Genomic DNA, 17,768 nt, shown 5'->3' on the forward strand with positions numbered 1-17,768 from the left:
TTCCCTAACGGGCATGGTTAATCCGCCCTTTCGCCGAAAATCAGGCGCGCGGGTGAGCGCGGTCGTAGATTTCCAGAAGCCGAGCCGAATCGACGCCGGTATAGACCTGGGTGGTCGACAGGCTGGCATGGCCGAGCAGTTCCTGAATGGTCCTGAGATCGCCGCCGCCGGCCAGCAGATGGGTGGCGAAGGAGTGGCGCAGCGCATGCGGCGTTGCCGTCTCGGGCAGGCCGAGCGCCCCGCGCAGCTTCTGCATTTCGCGCTGGATGATCGCCGGCTGCAGCTTGGCGCCGCGCGCGCCCAGGAACAGCGGCGCATCGGCCGCGATCGGATAGGGGCAGAGCTTCAAGTAGGTGGCGACGGCCTCGCGCGCCGCTTCGATCAGCGGCACGATGCGGGTCTTGTCGCCCTTGCCGACGATGCGCAGCGACGAGGGCGCGCCGGCAAATGCTGACGGCGTGAGGCCGAGCGCCTCGGAAATGCGCAGGCCGCAGCCGTAGAGCAGGGTCAGCACCGCTGCGTTGCGCGCCGCGATCCAGGGTTCCTCGGCAAGTTGCGCCTCGGACGTCACGACATTCAGCGCTTCGCGATCGGTGAGCGGCTTCGGCAGGGATTTGGGCTGTTTGGGCGAACGCACCGCAGCCGCACCGGCCGCGTTGGCAAGGCCGTTGCGTTCGAGATAGCGCAGGAAGGAGCGAAGCCCGGCCAGCCCGCGGCCGAGCGTGCGGGCGCCGGCGCCGCCCTTGCGACGCTGGGCGAGGAAGCCGCGAAGGTCAGCCGGCCTCAGCGTGCGGATATCGGAAAGCCGTGGCGGCCCGGCGAGATGGCCGGTGAGAAATGTCAGGAATTGCCGGGTGTCGCGCTCATAGGCCTCGACGGTATTGTCGGAGAGGCGGCGCTCCCGCATGAGGCCGTCCAGCCAGCGCTGACGCTCGGCAAGTAGCTCGGGATGGCCGATGACGAGGAACTCGTTCATTGTCGTTTTCCTGAGTTTGTCGGTCCGCGACAATGCCCTGACGCATCTTAGGTTTTTGCTAATGCACCCTTGGAATCTGTCATCCTTCGATCATATAGAATTGCGATGGTCAGCCGCAAACAAACGGATCGGACTATGGCGGGACGGGATTCGGTGAACGGATTCGCGCATTTTGCAGAAGTAATCACCCTGGTCTCCCAGGGGCAGCCTGGCCACATCGTCGACACGCTGATCGCGGAGCGTGGCCAGCGGATCGTCAAGAGCCCGCTATGGCCGCTGATGCGGCCTTTTCTCTACACGTTGCTGAACTATCGCAAGGCGCACGAGTTCGCCGATGCCGTCGCCAACATGCCGGGATTCCAGGCCTTCGAGCACCTGAGCTCGCTGCTTTCGCTGGAGGTGCAGGTCGACCGGGCCGAGCGCATTCCCGCCAAGGGCGGCTTCCTGCTCGTCAGCAACCACCCGACCGGCATTGCCGATGGGATCGCCGTTTTCGACCTCTTGAAGAGCCGGCGGCCGGACATGATGTTCTTCGCCAATCGCGACGCCATCCGCGTCAATCCGCGCTTCGTCGAAATGGTCATCCCGGTCGAATGGCGCGAGGAACACAAGAGCAAGCTGAAGGCGCGTGAGACGCTGCAGGTGACCAACCGGGCGATCGGCGAGGGTAAGGCGACGGTGCTCTTCCCCTCGGGACGCATCGCCTACTGGGCCGAAGGATGTCTCAACGAGCGGCCATGGAAGACATCGGCCGTGGGCTTTGCGCGCAAATACGGCCTGCCGATCCTGCCGGTGCATATGAGCGCCCGCAATTCCGGCCTGTTCTACTGGTTCGCCAAATGGTCGACCGAGCTGCGCGACATGACCGTGTTCCACGAACTGCTGAACAAGAAGGGCGATCTTTTCGACTTTCGCATCGGCAACCTCATCCCGCCGGAGGCGCTGGAAGGTGAAACGGGCGAGGTGACGAAGGCGCTCGAACGACACACGGTCTTCGATCTGGCGCTGGATGCCGACGCGGCCTTCAAGCCCCGGCTGCAAACGGCGGCCGCGCTCTAGCGACTGTCGTGGCTTACGGAAACGCTGGCGGGCTTCACCCCGCGCGGCGGATCGGCTAGGTCTGAGCCATGCAGCTTCAATCCATGTTTGCCGAAAACTACCGTTCGCTGAGGTCGATCCGCATGGATCTGACCGGGGTCAACCTGTTCATCGGCGAAAACGGCGTCGGCAAGTCCAATCTCTACCGGGCGCTTCAACTCGTGCAAGCCGCCACGCGGGGCACTTTGGCGCGCGAGATTGCCGAAGAGGGCGGAATGTCGTCGGCGCTCTGGAGCGGCCGCCGGCGTGCCGACAAGCCGGCGCGCATAAGGCTCGAAACCGAGCTTCTGGACGAGGAGCGGGCCATCACCTTCCGCTACCGCATCGAGGCCGGGCTGCGTCCGCCGAAGGCTGCGGCCGGGTTCGCCTATGAGCCACAGGTCAAGGAAGAGGAACTGACGGTCGAAACCGGCCGCCGCCCGGTGACGATGATGAAACGCGTGGGCCCCGGCATCTTCGTGCGCGGCGAACGCGGGCGGATGGAGGATTATCCGGAGCAGGCGCTGACGTCCGAAACGGCGATCTCGCTGCTCGGCGATGCCGGCCATTATCCGGAGGTCGGCACCTTCCGCCGTGCGGTCGAGCAGTGGCGCTTTTTTCACGGCTTCCGCACCGACCGCGATTCGCCGTTGCGGCTGCCCTGCCTTGCGGTGACCGCGCCGATGCTCGACGAGACCGGCGTCAATATGGCGGCCGTCTTTGCAACGCTCCGTCACACGCGCGAGGACACGGTCGATCTCGACCGGGCCATCGCCGACGCGTTCGGCGGCGCTTACCTCGGTGTTCCCGAACCTGGCCAGTTCGCCGAGTTTTCGCTGGTCTTTCCGGATTTTCCCAACAGACCGTTTTCGCCGCGCGAGCTTTCCGACGGGCAGATGCGTTTTCTGGCGCTGGCGGCCGCACTGCTTTCCTATCGCCGGCCGCGCTTCATCGCGCTCAACGAGCCGGAGACGAGCCTGCACCCGGACATGCTGCCGGCGCTTGCCGACATGATCGCCAGCGCGTCGCGCGAAAGCCAGGTCTGGATCGTCACCCATTCGGAGCGGCTGGCGCAGGAAGTGCGTCAACGCTCGGGCATTCGTCCGCGGCGAGTGATCCGCAAGGACAGCGCCACCTGGATCGACGGCATGCGGCTGACAGGGCTGATGGACGATGACGAGTAGGCAACAAAAAAGCCCGGCGCGGTGGCCGGGCTCTTTCTGAACTTTCCTGAAAGTATCAGGCGATCTTCTGGCCGGTCTTGGCCCAGTCGGCCAGGAAGGTTTCGAGGCCCTTGTCGGTCAGCGGGTGCTTGACCAGCGCCTTCAGCGTTGCCGGCGGTGCGGTGACGACGTCCGCGCCGATGAGGGCGGCTTCCTTGACGTGGTTCACGGTGCGGATCGAAGCTGCGAGGATTTCGGTCTCGTAGCCGTAGTTGTCGTAGATGTGGCGGATCTCGCGGATCAGGTCCATGCCGTCAAACGCGATGTCGTCGAGGCGGCCGACGAAAGGCGAGACGAAGGTCGCGCCGGCCTTGGCGGCGAGCAGGGCCTGGTTGGCAGAGAAGCACAGCGTCACGTTGGTCTGGTGACCGTCAGACGTCAGCGCCTTGCAGGCCTTGAGGCCGTCGAGCGTCAGCGGCAGCTTGATGCAGATGTTGTCGGCGATCTTCGAGAGAACGGCGGCTTCCTTCATCATCTCGGCGTATTCGGTTGCGGTCACTTCAGCCGAAACCGGGCCTTCGACGATGCCGCAGATTTCCTTGGTGACTTCCGTGATGTCACGGCCCGACTTCAGGATCAGCGACGGGTTGGTGGTGACGCCATCGAGGAGGCCGAGATCGTTCAGCTCACGGATTTCCTTGACGTCGGCGGTATCAACGAAAAATTTCATGGGGTCACTCCCTTGGGGCACGATTGCCGTTCGGCGCATATCTACCGGGGAGGAATTCCGTTGGCAGAGATCGCGCGCGTTGAAACTCTGGTGGAACCGTGACAAACCCTGCGGCCTGCAAGGCTGCGGTTCGCAGCGCAGTTTTCTTTAACCGAAACACGTGGCAAGGTCACGGCAAAATGACTCGCGATTCAACCGATTTATTCGGCGATTTGCTCGGGCCCGTTTCGGCCCGTCGCGTCGTGCCGGTCCTGGTGCCCATGCCGGCGCCGAAAGCCTATTCCTATGCGGTTCCCGACGGCATGGCGGTCGAACCGGGCTCGATCGTGCAGGTGCCTCTGGGCCCCCGTCTCGTCGTCGGCGTGGTCTGGGATGGCGATGATGACGGGAGCGTCGATGCCAAGAAACTCAAGACGATCGAGAAGGCTTTCGACTGCCCGCCGCTGACGCGCGACATGCGGACCTTTCTCGATTGGGTGGCCGCTTATACCGTCACGCCGCCGGGGCTGGTGGCGCGTATGGCGCTCCGCGCACCGGCGGCGTTCGATCCCGAACCGATGGTGGAGGCACTGCGTCTCACCGAGATGCGGCCGGAGCGCATGACGGCTGCGCGCGAGCGCGTAATCGCTGCCGCCAGTGACGGTTTTTCCTGGACTCGTTCGGGGCTGGCGCATGCCGCCGGCACGTCGTCGAGTGTGATCGAAGGGCTAACCCAGCAAGGCGTCTTCGAGACCGTCTTCATGGCGCCGCCGCCTGTCGTCGCCTTGCCAGATCCCGATTTCGCCGCGCCCCGGCTCGAAGGCCCACAGAAGGATGCGGCCGCCGATCTGCTGGCAGCGGTAGAGGAGGGCGGCTTCTCGGTGTCGCTGATCGACGGCATCACCGGATCCGGCAAGACCGAGGTCTATTTCGAGGCGATCGCTGCGACCCTTCGCGCCGGGAAGCAGGTGCTGATCCTGCTTCCCGAAATCGCGCTGACGTCGAGCTTCCTCGAGCGCTTCCAGGATCGTTTTGGCGCCAAGCCCGCCGAGTGGCATTCGGACTTGGCTCCCCGCACCCGCGAAAAGGTCTGGCGCCAGGTGACGACAGGCACCGTCCGCGTCGTGGCCGGCGCCCGCTCGGCGCTGTTCCTGCCCTTCGAGGAACTGGGCCTCATCATCGTCGACGAAGAGCACGACCCCGCCTACAAGCAGGAAGATCGCGTCTTCTACAATGCGCGCGACATGGCGGTCGTTCGTGGTCGCATCACCGGCTTTCCCGTCGTGCTCGTCTCGGCGACGCCGTCGCTCGAAAGCCGGGTCAATGGCGACGTCGGCCGTTACAAGCCGATCCACCTGCCGACCCGTTTCGGCGATGCGGCGCTGCCGCGGCTCGGCGTCGTCGACATGCGTCAGCACCCGCCGGCACGCGGCGGCTTTCTGTCGCCGGTGCTCTTGAACCAGGTCGGCAAGGCGGTCGAGCGTGGCGAACAGGCGTTGCTCTTCCTCAATCGTCGCGGCTACGCACCGCTGACGCTCTGCCGCGTCTGCGGCCATCGCTTCCAGTGCCCGGATTGTTCGAGCTGGCTCGTCGAGCATCGCTTCCGCGGGCAGATCCAGTGCCACCAGTGCGGCTACTCCGAGCGCACGCCGGAAGCCTGCCCGGAATGCGGCACGCTCGATCATCTGGTGGCCTGCGGGCCGGGGGTCGAGCGCATCGCCGAAGAGGTGGAGCGGCATTTCCCCGAGGCGCGCACCATCGTGCTTTCTTCCGACCTGATGGGCGTCAAACGGTTGAGGCTGGAGCTTGAAGCCATCACGCGTGGCGAAGCCGATATCGTCATCGGCACGCAACTCGTCGCCAAGGGACATAACTTCCCCCTGATGACACTGGTCGGCATTGTCGATGCGGATCTGGGTCTTGCGAACGGCGATCCGCGTGCGGCGGAGCGGACCTTCCAGCTGCTCTCGCAGGTGACGGGTCGTGCGGGCCGAACGGGTCTCAAAAGCCTCGGCTTGCTGCAGACCTATCAGCCGCAGCATCCGGTGATGCAGGCGATCGTTTCCGGCGATGCCGACGCCTTCTACGACCGCGAGATCGCCGAGCGCGAGAAAGCGCTGCTGCCGCCTTTTGGCCGGCTTGCCTCGCTGATCGTTTCGGCCGACACGCGCCAGGATGCCGAGGGCCACGCGCGCGGCTTGCGGATGGCCGCCCCCCGCACCGAGGGTATCAGTATTCTCGGTCCGGCCGAGGCGCCGCTGGCGCTGGTGCGTGGGCGGCATCGCTTCCGGCTGCTGGTGCATGGCCGGCGTAACAGCGACATGCAGGCCTTCGTCAAGGCGATGATCGCCGCCGGTCCCAAGGAGCGCGGCTCGATCAGCGTCCAGCTCGACATCGATCCGCAGAGCTTCCTGTAGTTCAAGTTTCCTGTGATCGCCGCATTCTGAAGCCCGTGGGCGATTCACAACCGGGGCTACATGCGCTAGAGGTCAGGGACGCATTGCTCCGGCCGACGACGGGGCAGCATGACAACGGGCTCATCTGCGGGAACGGGCATGGAGTTTTATATTCCGACGGAAACCGGCGAGTTCCTCGCCTTCTGCGCGGCGGCGGTAGCAGCGTTGATCGGCGTCGTCATGCTGTTTGCTCCGCGGCTGACCTTTCGCGCAGCCGGCATCGGTATTGCCGAGGGGCGGCGCGGCGGCCTTGCCGAGGCGCGCTCGACCATGGGCGGCATGCATGTGGGGCTCGGTCTTGCCGCCATTCTGCTCGCCCAGCCGATGGTTTATCTCGCTGTCGGCGCGGCCTTTGCGCTCGCCGCCTTCGGCCGAATCCTCTCGATGATGAGCGACAACGGCAGCACGCTCTACAACTGGGCGGCGCTCATCGTTCAGGCGGCACTCGCCATCCTTCCGCTCGCCTATGTCTTCGGCATGATCTGATTGCGATTGCGGGCTTCCCCGCGATTCACAGCGCAGGACCGAATTTACGGCAAAATTCGGCCAAAGGTGGCCGACTTATGCCGCATTCCTGCCCTTCGCGTGTTGCGAGTCCAAACATCCTATGCTAGACGAACCGCGAATTGCGGGGGAAGTGGGTCGCCAGGCCTCGATATCCTGCAAATTATTGCAGCAAATTCAAGATTTTAAGTTGACGGCCCACCGCCAGCGCAGTTCTTGGATGAAATTGAGAGAAGCTTGTGCCCGTGGCAGACACATCCCAGCTTATTTCCGGTGTTGCAGAAAGATATGCGTCCTCGCTTTTTGAACTCGCGCTCAGCGCCGGTTCGGTCGAGGCAGTCGGTGCGGATCTTACCCGCGTCCAGGCCCTGATCGACGGCAGCGACGATCTGAAGCGGCTGATCGCCAGCCCGGTCTTTTCTGCAGACGACCAGTTCAAGGCCATTTCGGCAGTTGCCGCGAAGGCTGGCATCTCCGGGCTCGTCGGTAACTTCCTCAAGGTCGTTGCCCGCAATCGCCGCCTCTTCGCGCTGCCGGGCATGATCAAGGCGTTCCGCCTGATCGCCGCGCGCCATCGTGGTGAAATTTCCGCCGACGTCACGTCGGCCCATGCGCTCTCCGCGGCGCAGGAAACTGAATTGAAGGCGACGCTGAAGAGCGTCACCGGCAAAGACGTGGCGGTCAACGTCACCGTCGACCCGTCTATTCTTGGAGGTCTGATCGTCAAGGTCGGGTCCCGCCAGATTGACACTTCCCTTCGCACCAAACTCTCTACCCTTAAGCTTGCACTGAAAGAGGTCGGCTGATGGATATCCGCGCCGCGGAAATTTCCGCAATTCTCAAAGATCAGATCAAAAATTTCGGCCAGGAAGCAGAAGTCTCCGAAGTCGGTCAGGTGCTTTCCGTCGGTGACGGTATTGCCCGCGTCTACGGCCTCGACAATGTCCAGGCAGGCGAAATGGTCGAATTCCCGGGTGGAATTCGCGGCATGGCGCTGAACCTCGAAGCCGACAACGTCGGTGTCGTTATCTTCGGTTCGGACCGCGACATCAAGGAAGGCGACACCGTCAAGCGGACTGGCGCCATCGTGGACGTTCCGGTTGGTCCGGAACTGCTCGGCCGCGTCGTCGACGCGCTCGGCAACCCGATCGACGGCAAGGGCCCGATCAACGCCAAGCAGCGCTCGCGCGTTGACGTCAAGGCTCCGGGCATCATTCCGCGCAAGTCGGTGCATGAGCCGATGTCGACCGGCCTCAAGGCCATCGACGCCCTCATCCCGGTTGGCCGTGGCCAGCGCGAACTCGTCATCGGCGACCGCCAGACCGGCAAGACCGCGATCATCCTCGACACGATCCTCAACCAGAAGGCCATTCACGACAATGGTCCGGAAGGTGACAAGCTGTATTGCGTCTACGTCGCAATCGGCCAGAAGCGTTCGACCGTTGCCCAGTTCGTGAAGGTTCTGGAAGAGCGTGGCGCTCTGCAGTACTCGATCATCGTTGCTGCGACCGCTTCCGACCCGGCTCCGATGCAGTACCTCGCACCGTTCGCCGGTTGCGCGATGGGCGAATACTTCCGTGACAACGGCAAGCATGCCCTGATCGGCTACGACGACCTGTCGAAGCAGGCTGTTTCCTACCGCCAGATGTCGCTCCTGCTGCGCCGCCCGCCGGGCCGCGAAGCTTACCCGGGCGACGTTTTCTACCTGCACTCCCGTCTGCTCGAGCGCGCTGCAAAGCTGAACGACGACATGGGCGCTGGCTCGCTGACGGCTCTGCCGGTCATCGAAACGCAGGGTAACGACGTTTCGGCGTTCATCCCGACGAACGTGATCTCGATCACCGACGGCCAGATCTTCCTCGAAACCGACCTGTTCTACCAGGGCATCCGTCCGGCCGTTAACGTCGGTCTGTCGGTTTCGCGCGTTGGCTCGGCCGCGCAGATCAAGGCGATGAAGCAGGTTGCCGGCTCGATCAAGGGCGAACTCGCCCAGTATCGCGAAATGGCCGCCTTTGCGCAGTTCGGCTCGGACCTCGACGCCGCTACGCAGCGCCTGCTGAACCGCGGCGCCCGCCTGACCGAACTCCTGAAGCAGCCGCAGTTCTCGCCACTGAAGACGGAAGAACAGGTCGCTGTCATCTTCGCAGGCGTCAACGGTTACCTCGACAAGCTGCCGGTCAACCAGGTCGGCAAGTTCGAGCAGGGCCTGCTTTCGTACATGCGTTCGGAAGGCAAGGACATCCTGGAAACCATCCGCAAGGACAAGGCGATCTCCGACGACGTCAAGGGCAAGCTGAAGGCTGCAATCGACAGCTTCGCCAAGTCTTTCGCCTGAGCGGATTTCATTTAGGACGGATAACGGATGCCTTCACTTAAGGATCTGAAGAACCGGATCGCCTCCGTCAAGGCGACGCAGAAGATCACCAAGGCGATGAAAATGGTCGCCGCGGCGAAGCTTCGGCGCGCGCAGGAGGCGGCCGAGGCCGCCCGGCCTTACTCGCAGCGTATGGCTGCCGTTCTCGCCAACATCGCCCAGGCGGTTGGCGCGGACGACAGCGCGCCTGCGCTGATGACCGGAACCGGCAAGGACGATACGCACCTTCTGGTCGTCTGCACGGCTGAACGCGGCCTTTGCGGCGGCTTCAACTCGCAGATCGCCCGTCATGCCCGCGACCACGTTCGCAAGCTGCTTGCAGCCGGCAAGACGGTCAAGATCATCTGCGTCGGCAAGAAGGGCTTCGATATTCTGCGCCGCGAATACGCGTCGCTGATCATCGATCGTGTCGACCTGCGTGAGGTCAAGAAGATCGGCTTTGAAAACGCCGACCAGATTGGCCACAAGATCATCGCGCTCTTCGAAAAGGGCGAGTTCGATGTCTGCACGCTGTTCTATTCTGAGTTCAAGTCCGTTATCGCCCAGATTCCGACGGCTCAGCAGCTGATCCCCGCTTCGGCCGGCCCGGTCGCAGCGGAAGCATCGGATGCTTCCGCTGTCTACGAATATGAGCCGGACGCGGGCGCGATCCTCAGCGATCTCATTCCGCGCAACATTTCGGTGCAGATCTTCCGGGCCTTGCTCGAGAACGTCGCCGGCGAAATGGGCGCCAAGATGAGCGCGATGGATAACGCGACGCGCAATGCTGGTGAGATGATCAACAAGCTGACGCTGAACTACAACCGTCAGCGCCAGGCTCAGATCACCAAGGAACTCATTGAAATCATCTCGGGCGCGGAAGCGCTCTAAGGTCACGAGAAGAGGGTAAGGATTATGGCTAAGGCAGCTACCCCGAAAGAAACCGCAGCGGAGAAGAAGCCCGCTGCACCGAGGAAGGCAGCTTCCGCCAAGACCGCAGCAGCAGCCGCAACCGGCGCTGTCGGTCGCGTAACGCAGGTCATCGGCGCCGTCGTCGACGTCGCGTTCGATGAAGGCCAGCTTCCGCAGATCCTGAACGCGCTGGAAACCGACAACAACGGTAACCGCCTCGTTCTCGAAGTCGCACAGCACCTCGGCGAAAACGCCGTCCGTACGATCGCCATGGACTCGACCGAAGGTCTCGTCCGCGGCCAGTCGGTCACCGACACCGGCGCACCGATCACGGTTCCGGTTGGCGACGAAACGCTCGGCCGTATCATGAACGTCATCGGCGAGCCGGTTGACGAAGCAGGCCCGCTCGTCACCTCGGGCAAGCGCGCCATCCACCAGGAAGCGCCGTCCTACGTCGAGCAGTCGACGGAAGCGCAGATCCTCGTCACCGGCATCAAGGTCGTCGACCTTCTCGCTCCTTACGCAAAGGGCGGCAAGATCGGCCTCTTCGGCGGCGCAGGCGTCGGCAAGACCGTTCTCATCATGGAACTGATCAACAACGTCGCCAAGGCGCACGGTGGTTACTCGGTGTTCGCAGGCGTGGGTGAACGTACCCGCGAAGGCAACGACCTTTACCACGAAATGATCGAGTCCGGCGTTAACAAGCACGGCGGTGGCGCAGGCTCCAAGGCTGCTCTCGTGTACGGCCAGATGAACGAACCGCCGGGCGCCCGCGCTCGTGTCGCCCTGACGGGTCTGACGATCGCTGAAGACTTCCGCGACAAGGGCCAGGACGTTCTGTTCTTCGTCGACAACATCTTCCGCTTCACCCAGGCAGGTTCCGAAGTGTCGGCTCTGCTCGGCCGTATTCCGTCGGCCGTGGGTTACCAGCCGACGCTGGCGACCGACATGGGTCAGATGCAGGAACGCATCACCACGACGACCAAGGGCTCGATCACCTCGGTTCAGGCCATCTACGTTCCGGCCGACGACTTGACCGACCCGGCACCGGCAACCTCGTTCGCCCACCTGGACGCAACGACCGTTCTGTCGCGCTCGATCGCCGAAAAGGGTATCTACCCGGCCGTTGACCCGCTCGACTCGACCTCGCGCATGCTCGACCCGATGATCGTCGGCGAAGAGCACTATGAAGTGTCGCGTAAGGTGCAGACGACCCTGCAGCGCTACAAGGCGCTCCAGGACATCATCGCCATCCTGGGCATGGACGAACTGTCTGAAGAAGACAAGCTGGCCGTTGCCCGCGCTCGTAAGATCGAACGCTTCCTGTCGCAGCCGTTCTTCGTCGCCGAAGTCTTCACCGGTTCGCCGGGCAAGCTCGTCGCTCTCGAAGACACGATCAAGGGCTTCAAGGGCCTGGTCAACGGCGAGTACGACCACCTGCCGGAAGCTGCCTTCTACATGGTTGGCTCGATCGAAGAAGCGATTGAAAAGGCCAAGAAGCTGGCTGCCGAAGCCGCTTGATAGCACTGTTAAGCCTCGGCGCTGCACAAGCGCCGAGGCTTTCATCCTGTCCTTTCGCAAGGATAGGGAAGACATGCACAGCCGCCTCTCAGGTGGCGCGCCCACAAGAAGTGAATGGTCATGGCCGATTTCAACTTTGAGCTTGTTTCCCCCGAGCGCCTGCTCGTCTCTGAAAAGGTGACGGAAGTCGTCATCCCGGCGACCGAGGGCGAGATGACCGTGATGGCCAATCACGCGCCGACGATGACGACGGTGAAGCCCGGCGTGGTCACGGTGAAGCTGGCCGACGGCAAGACGGAGCGCTTTGCGGTGTTTGGCGGCTTTGCCGACATCCTGCCGACCGGCTGCACGCTGCTCGCCGAATCCGCCGTTCATGTCGATGAACTCGACCGCACGGCTCTCGAAAGCCGTATCGACGCGGTTCGTGCCGAGCTGGAAGGCGCCGGCGACGAAAAGAAGACCCGTCTGGAGCAGTTCGTCGCCGAACTGACGAAGCTCGGCGAGATCGTGATCCCGGCCTGAAAGGGACACCCGGAAGGGTGAAGCGAATGAGAAAGCCCCGCCCTCGAGCGGGGTTTTTTGTTGCCTGTTTTGTCCGATCTTGTAACCAATAGCAGCCGGACCGGCCGCTTTAGCCATTCTTCATTAGAGCTGCTGTACTGAGCCGGCATCGTTCAGCCTAGGAAGAGAGACCGCTGGCATGACGTCGAAGATTGTTCCTGTCATCATGGCCGGCGGAAAGGGCACCCGACTGTGGCCGCTCTCGCGCTCCGCCGCGCCCAAGCAGTTCCTGCAGATTCTTTCCGAGCGATCGCTGTTCCAGCAGACGCTCGAACGCGTGGGCGACCGCACGCGATACGAACCTGCCATCGTTGTCACCAACAGCGACTTTCGCTTCATCGTCGCCGAGCAAGCCCGTACGATCGAGGCTGAGCTCGGCGACATCCTCTTGGAGCCGGTGGCGCGCAACACCGCACCGGCCCTTGCCGCCGCCGCCTTTGCAGTCCTTGGCCGCTACGGCGAAGGGGCGATCATGCAGGTGCTCGCCTCCGATCACGAGATCGATGCCGGCGTCCTCTACGAGGACTGCATCCTGAGAGCGCAGGCGGCCGCCGGGCGGGGAGAGCTGGTGACCTTCGGCATCACGCCGACCGAGCCGGCCACCGGTTACGGCTATATCGAGTGTGGCGACGAGCTGGCCGAAGGTACGAACCGGGTGGTGCGTTTTGTCGAGAAGCCGGATCGGGCGAAAGCCGAGTCGATGATCGCGACCGGGCGCTATCTCTGGAACTCCGGCCTGTTCATGCTGCCGGTGACGCTCTTCCTCGACGAGTTGAAGCGCTTTGCGCCCGAAGTCTTCGACGCAGCGAAGGCTGCGGTCGAAGGTGCCTACAAGGATCTCGATTTCACCCGGCTGCACGGCGAGAGCTTTGCAGCCGCTCCGGATATTTCCGTCGACTACGCCGTGTTCGAAAAGACCGACCATGCAGCCGTTGTGCCGTCGTCCTTCCCCTGGTCGGATCTCGGAAGCTGGGATGCGGTGTGGAAGACCGGGCGCAAGGATGACGACGGCAATGTCGTCACGGACCGGGCGACGGTGTCGAACACCCGCAACTCGCTGGTTCTGTCACGCGACATTCACCTGGCGGTGCAGGGGTTGGAAGACGTGGCCGTCATCGCCGGCGAGGACGCCGTCTATGTCGGGCGGCTAGACGACAGCCAGAGCGTCGGCCATATCGTCAAGGCGCTCGCGCGTTCTCCCAAAACCGCAGCGCTGACGGAAGTGCACCCCACTGCCTACCGTCCCTGGGGCGCGGTGGCCGCGCTTTCCGACGGCGAGCGCTTCTCGGTGAAGCGGCTGCGTGTGACGCCCGGCAAGAAGATCTCCCTGCAGAAGCACCATCACCGCGCCGAGCACTGGATCGTCGTGCGCGGCACGGCGGAGATCACTATGGGCGGCGAGACGCGGCTCCTGCACGAGAACGAGTCCGTGTTCATTCCGCAGGGCACGGTGCACCGGCTGCACAACCCGGGCAAGATTCCGCTCGAGCTGATCGAGGTGCAGACCGGCTCCTATCTCGGCGACGACGACACCGTTCGCATTGAAGACGAATTCGGCCGCAACTAAGCGCATCGCATCGTTGGCGGACCGTGAAACGAAAAATGCCCGGGCTGAACCCGGGCATTGAAGTCGGCGCGTCAGGACTGATTGGCTCAGCCGGCGACGCGCGCGCTCTCGCCCTTCTGGGCGTAGTAGTGACCGAAGCGGTTGGCGAGGAAGGTGTCGAGGCCGATGTCTTCCTGACGAACGAAACCCTTCTGGGCGATCTTGCCTTCGGCGAGCAGATCGAGCACGGCACAGATGCTGCCGGCCGTGGTGATCTGGATGCCGCTCTGCATGCGACCGGCAACGACGCCGCTATAGACCTTGTTGGCGTAGGTTTCCTGGATCAGGCGACCGTCGCGGAAGCCCGAAACGGTAACGAAGATCACGACGACGTCCTGGGTGGTGGTCGGTAGCGAATTTTCGAAGATGTCCTTGAGGACTTCGCGGCGGTGACGCAGGCCGAGGTCGTTCAGCAGCGCCTTCATGATGGCTGCGTGACCCGGGTAGCGGATCGTCTTGTAGTTCAGCGTGCGGACCTTGCCCTTCAGCGTCTCGCAGAGCGTGCCGAGGCCGCCCGAGGTGTTGAAGGCTTCGTAGGTGACGCCATCGAGCGAGAATTCTTCGCGCTCTTCCATGGCCGGAACTTCGATCAGGTTGCTCTCAACGATCGCCTCGCAGGGCTCGATGTATTCGTTGATGACGCCGTCGGTGCTCCAGGTGAGGTTGTAGTTCAGAGCGTTCGACGGGTACTGCGGTAGGGCGCCGACGCGCATGCGCACGCTTTCCAGCGTCTGGAAGCGGCTGGCGAGATCGTTGGCGACGATCGAGATGAAGCCCGGTGCGAGGCCGCACTGGGGGATGAAGGCGGTGTTCGCCTTGGCGGCGATCGCCTTGACCTGGCGGGTGGATTCGACGTCTTCGGTAAGATCCAGGTAGTGGATGCCGGCTTCGGCAGCGGCTTCGGCGATTGCGACCGTCAGGTGGAACGGAGCGGCGCTGAGCACGGCAAACTTGCCGGAGAGAAGGGCGACGAGCGCCTTCTTGTCGCCGATGTCGACGGTTGCCGTCGTGATCGCGGCATGCTTTTCGACCTGTTCCAGCTGCTCGGCGGCGCGGTCGGCGACGCAGACGCTGTAGTCGCCGGTGTGGGCCAGCATGCGAGCGATGGTGGAGCCGATCTTGCCTGCTCCGATGACGACGATATTCTTCATTCTTTCCCCCGGGGTATGAGAACTGTTTGTGTCTCTATTGTCGCGGGAGGGGCTGTTGATTTGAAGCGCTGATATGACTAAATCGCCTATCTAAATTCGGCAGATTGCCCAACAGGATCGACGAAATGCAGATCACCGACAAGGATCGCGAGCTTCTCGCCATCTTGAGCGAGAACGCCCGCATGCCGACGGCGACGATTGCCCGAAGGCTTGGTCTGTCGCGCACGACGGTGCAGGCCCGTATCGAGCGGTTGGAGCGCGAAGGCATCATCGCCGGCTATGGCGTGCGCCTCTCGGAAAGCTACGAGAAGGGGCTAGTCAAGGCGCATGTGCTGATCACCATTGCGCCGCGGGCGCTCTCGCGCGTGACCCCAGAACTGAGCGCCATCCGGGAAATCCAGACGCTGCATTCGGTCAGCGGCAGCTTCGATCTGATCGCCGTGGTCGCCGCGACGTCGATCAGCGAACTCGATCTGCTGATCGATCGGATCGGCGAAATCGACGGTGTCGACCGGACGCTGTCGTCGATCATCCTCTCGACGCGGATCGACCGCTAGGCCGTCCTTCGGCTCAAGCGACAAGCGACGCGGCCGTCAGGGTGGGCTAGCGGACGGCGCGGATTCCTCTTTGTTGCTACCCGTTCCGTCGGGCACCTTGGCTGGAGCGTTCCAGGCGCTCGGCCCCCGAACGAAACTGCGCAGGCTGCCATCGCCATAGGCGAGCCACTTGCTGCGGTCGAAATATTGTTCGGCAATGTTCTTCGGGCGGGCGCGGGCGGGTTGATTGGCGAGGAAATTGTAGCGCTGCGTCTCCTCGTCGGATTCACGCTTGAGCTGGATGCGGCTGCCGAAGCGCTTGAGGTCGAATTCCCTCAGCGCCTGGATCTGCAAGGTGACGCTGGCCGCATCCGCCCAGCGCACGTGGTCGAGGAACACGGATGCCGCGCGGGCCGCCGCCGTCGTCACCGCCTGGCTGTCCTCCTGGCGCTCGATGTTGAGCTTGACCCGGAACGATGAGATCTCTTCCTCGCCGCTGCCCTTGACGAAGATGAAGATCGAGGAGGGTTTGTCCTCGCCCGGCCGGGGGAAGGAAATGAGCGAGGAGCATTCCCATTGGGCCTGTTCGCCGGCGCTCGATTTCCATTCGAGTTCCCGAAACCCGGCGTCGCGCAACTCGTCGCAAAGCGCCTTGGGGTCGCTGCGGATGGCGCGCAGGAACGGCTGCTCCGGCGTCTGCAGATCCTGGAAGGTCCAGGCGGGCAGGGCGATGCGCGGTGGCACGCGCCTCGCGCGCTTCGTGCCCGTCGTCTCGTCTGGCTTTCCCCGTTCGAGGAAGGTCGTCGGCAGGCCGAATGCGAGCAGAACCCTTTTCAGATTGCGCTGCTCGTTGGCGAGCAGGGCCGTCGCGACGATTGCGGTGACGATCAGCAGCAGGGCCACGATGAAGAAGCGCAGACCGGTGCTGCGGGCCGGCTTGCCGGCGGGCGTCTTGCCCTTGGCCGTGCTCATGCAGCCTCGCCCGCCCGATGATGGGCGATGAGCTGCGGAGCCTCCAGCGAAGGGCGATCGGTCTGCCGGGTTTCCATGATCTCAGGCTAGCAAGATGTCCAAGCTTTCTTCATCCTCGAAATCCGTCGCGACGGCAATATGCAACCGCCGATAACCGCGCGGCGACTGTTGCATCCCGGTGCAACGCGCCGGTGAATGGTTGTCGGCGTGAACTAAAAAGTTGAAATCCGGAAGCGATTGCATAGCTTGCGTCCGCAGACATTCAAACGGGGCGTACGTTCGTCATGACAGAGCCGACATCCGCAACTCCCTCGATCGACGTACCACTGGTGCGCCGGCTGCTCGCGGCGCAGTTTCCGCAATGGTCGGAACTCGACGTACGGCCGATCGAACCGGGCGGCTGGGATAACCGGACGTTTCGCCTCGGCGACCGGATGACCGTCCGGTTGCCGAGCGCCGAACACTACGTTCTGCAGGTCGAAAAGGAACATCGCTGGCTGCCGCTGCTGGCGTCGCAACTGCCGCTGCCCATTCCGGTGCCTCTCGGCAAGGGCGTGCCGGGAGAAGGTTTTCCCTGGCCCTGGTCGGTCTATCGTTATCTCCCCGGGCAAACACTGGCTGTCGAGCGGGTCGACGATGTCAGTCAGGTGGCGAAGGACCTGGCGCGGTTCCTGCGCGCGCTGATGCAAGCGGATGCCATCGGGGCACCCTTGCCCGGCGATCACAATTTCCATCGCGGCGGACCGCCCGCCTTCTATGACGCGCAGACGCGTCAGGCGCTCACGCTGCTTGCGGACAATGTCGATACGACAGTGGCAGCAGAGGTGTGGGAGGCCGCACTTGCCGCGTCTTTCGAAGGAGCGCCTGTCTGGTTTCACGGCGATATCGCCTGGGGCAACCTGCTGGTCGAGAACGGCAGCTTGAGCGGCGTCATCGACTTCGGCACCTCCGGCGTCGGGGATCCGGCCTGCGATCTGGCGATCGCCTGGACGTTTTTCGACGGCGAGAGCCGCGAGGTTTTCCGCGACGGCATGGCTCTCGATCGCGGCGCCTGGGCGCGCGGCCGCGGCTGGACGCTGTGGAAGGCGCTGATCGTCCTTGCCGACATGACTGGCGCGCCCGCGAGCGAAAAGGCAAAGCAGCGCGTGGTGATCGACGAGGTGCTTGCGGATCACCGTCGCTACGGCTGAGACCGGTTGCGCGGCGGCCAAGCGCCGACTTGACCCCGGCGCAAATTGCCTCTAGGTCAGGCGGACGCGGGACGACCCGCG

The 17,768-nt window shown here is 63.5% G+C and carries 17 protein-coding genes; 12 read left to right on the forward strand and 5 right to left on the reverse strand.

Translation table 11 applies throughout. The annotated features are described in order from the left end of the window. Positions 1–40: 40 nt before the first annotated feature. Positions 41–976, reverse strand: a complete 936-nt coding sequence (locus BLU15_RS11015; RefSeq protein ID WP_034802532.1) for a tyrosine recombinase XerC — start codon at positions 974–976, stop codon at positions 41–43. 135 nt (positions 977–1,111) lie between these two features. Between BLU15_RS11015 and BLU15_RS11020 the strand changes: the two genes are divergently transcribed. After that, complete coding sequence (locus tag BLU15_RS11020) at positions 1,112–2,035, forward strand: GNAT family N-acetyltransferase (RefSeq protein WP_090295330.1); 924 nt, start codon at positions 1,112–1,114, stop codon at positions 2,033–2,035. A 68-nt stretch (positions 2,036–2,103) separates the two neighbouring features. Beyond that, positions 2,104–3,237 (forward strand): AAA family ATPase, encoded by a 1,134-nt coding sequence (locus tag BLU15_RS11025; protein ID WP_090295332.1) that lies wholly within the window; start codon positions 2,104–2,106, stop codon positions 3,235–3,237. Between the two features lie 55 nt (positions 3,238–3,292). Here BLU15_RS11025 and fsa read toward each other — a convergent pair whose 3' ends face one another. After that, positions 3,293–3,946, reverse strand: a complete 654-nt coding sequence (gene fsa, locus BLU15_RS11030; RefSeq protein ID WP_034802519.1) for a fructose-6-phosphate aldolase — start codon at positions 3,944–3,946, stop codon at positions 3,293–3,295. Between the two features lie 179 nt (positions 3,947–4,125). Between fsa and BLU15_RS11035 the strand changes: the two genes are divergently transcribed. The 8 genes from BLU15_RS11035 to BLU15_RS11070 all read left to right on the forward strand — a co-directional run bounded on the left by BLU15_RS11035 (position 4,126) and on the right by BLU15_RS11070 (position 13,799). After that, positions 4,126–6,342 carry a primosomal protein N' gene (locus BLU15_RS11035; protein ID WP_090295334.1) on the forward strand — a complete coding sequence of 739 codons (2,217 nt, stop codon included), beginning with the start codon at positions 4,126–4,128 and terminating at the stop codon, positions 6,340–6,342. 138 nt (positions 6,343–6,480) lie between these two features. Further along, a complete protein-coding gene (locus BLU15_RS11040) occupies positions 6,481–6,867 on the forward strand; it encodes an AGROH133_08824 family phage infection protein (RefSeq protein WP_034802512.1) in 387 nt (128 codons plus the stop codon). 257 nt (positions 6,868–7,124) lie between these two features. Further along, positions 7,125–7,691 carry a F0F1 ATP synthase subunit delta gene (locus BLU15_RS11045; RefSeq protein ID WP_034802509.1) on the forward strand — a complete coding sequence of 189 codons (567 nt, stop codon included), beginning with the start codon at positions 7,125–7,127 and terminating at the stop codon, positions 7,689–7,691. Beyond that, positions 7,691–9,220, forward strand: a complete 1,530-nt coding sequence (gene atpA, locus BLU15_RS11050) for a F0F1 ATP synthase subunit alpha (protein ID WP_034802507.1) — start codon at positions 7,691–7,693, stop codon at positions 9,218–9,220. The genes BLU15_RS11045 and atpA overlap by 1 nt, the downstream gene beginning before the upstream one ends. Positions 9,221–9,247: 27 nt before the next feature. Continuing rightward, on the forward strand, positions 9,248–10,129 hold the full coding sequence (locus BLU15_RS11055) for a F0F1 ATP synthase subunit gamma (RefSeq protein ID WP_034802504.1): 882 nt from the start codon (positions 9,248–9,250) through the stop codon (positions 10,127–10,129). Between the two features lie 24 nt (positions 10,130–10,153). After that, on the forward strand, positions 10,154–11,671 hold the full coding sequence (atpD, locus tag BLU15_RS11060; protein ID WP_034802502.1) for a F0F1 ATP synthase subunit beta: 1,518 nt from the start codon (positions 10,154–10,156) through the stop codon (positions 11,669–11,671). A 120-nt stretch (positions 11,672–11,791) separates the two neighbouring features. Then, the gene (locus BLU15_RS11065) at positions 11,792–12,193 is read left to right on the forward strand and encodes a F0F1 ATP synthase subunit epsilon (protein ID WP_034803086.1); all 402 of its coding nucleotides are present in this window, start codon (positions 11,792–11,794) and stop codon (positions 12,191–12,193) included. Between the two features lie 178 nt (positions 12,194–12,371). After that, positions 12,372–13,799 (forward strand): mannose-1-phosphate guanylyltransferase/mannose-6-phosphate isomerase, encoded by a 1,428-nt coding sequence (locus BLU15_RS11070; protein WP_090295337.1) that lies wholly within the window; start codon positions 12,372–12,374, stop codon positions 13,797–13,799. Between the two features lie 86 nt (positions 13,800–13,885). On the opposite strand, the gene BLU15_RS11075 is transcribed toward BLU15_RS11070, so the two are convergent. Beyond that, positions 13,886–14,989, reverse strand: coding sequence for a saccharopine dehydrogenase family protein (locus BLU15_RS11075; RefSeq protein WP_034802496.1), 1,104 nt, complete (start codon positions 14,987–14,989; stop codon positions 13,886–13,888). A 125-nt stretch (positions 14,990–15,114) separates the two neighbouring features. On the opposite strand from BLU15_RS11075, the gene BLU15_RS11080 reads away from it, so the two are divergent. Then, on the forward strand, positions 15,115–15,546 hold the full coding sequence (locus BLU15_RS11080) for an Lrp/AsnC family transcriptional regulator (protein WP_043619168.1): 432 nt from the start codon (positions 15,115–15,117) through the stop codon (positions 15,544–15,546). Positions 15,547–15,582: 36 nt separating this feature from the next. On the opposite strand, the gene BLU15_RS11085 is transcribed toward BLU15_RS11080, so the two are convergent. Together BLU15_RS11085 and BLU15_RS39510 are read right to left on the reverse strand one after the other, a co-directional pair. After that, entirely contained in the window at positions 15,583–16,497 is a 915-nt protein-coding gene (locus BLU15_RS11085; protein ID WP_060521384.1) for a DUF6030 family protein, read from the reverse strand. Positions 16,498–16,578: 81 nt separating this feature from the next. Beyond that, complete coding sequence (locus BLU15_RS39510) at positions 16,579–16,740, reverse strand: hypothetical protein (RefSeq protein ID WP_162731870.1); 162 nt, start codon at positions 16,738–16,740, stop codon at positions 16,579–16,581. Positions 16,741–16,781: 41 nt separating this feature from the next. On the opposite strand from BLU15_RS39510, the gene BLU15_RS11090 reads away from it, so the two are divergent. Further along, a complete protein-coding gene (locus BLU15_RS11090) occupies positions 16,782–17,687 on the forward strand; it encodes an aminoglycoside phosphotransferase family protein (RefSeq protein WP_090295339.1) in 906 nt (301 codons plus the stop codon). The last annotated feature ends 81 nt before the right edge of the window (positions 17,688–17,768 follow it).

It is taken from the genome of Ensifer sp. YR511, from assembly GCF_900103045.1.
GTDB classification, from domain to species: domain Bacteria; phylum Pseudomonadota; class Alphaproteobacteria; order Rhizobiales; family Rhizobiaceae; genus Ensifer; species Ensifer adhaerens.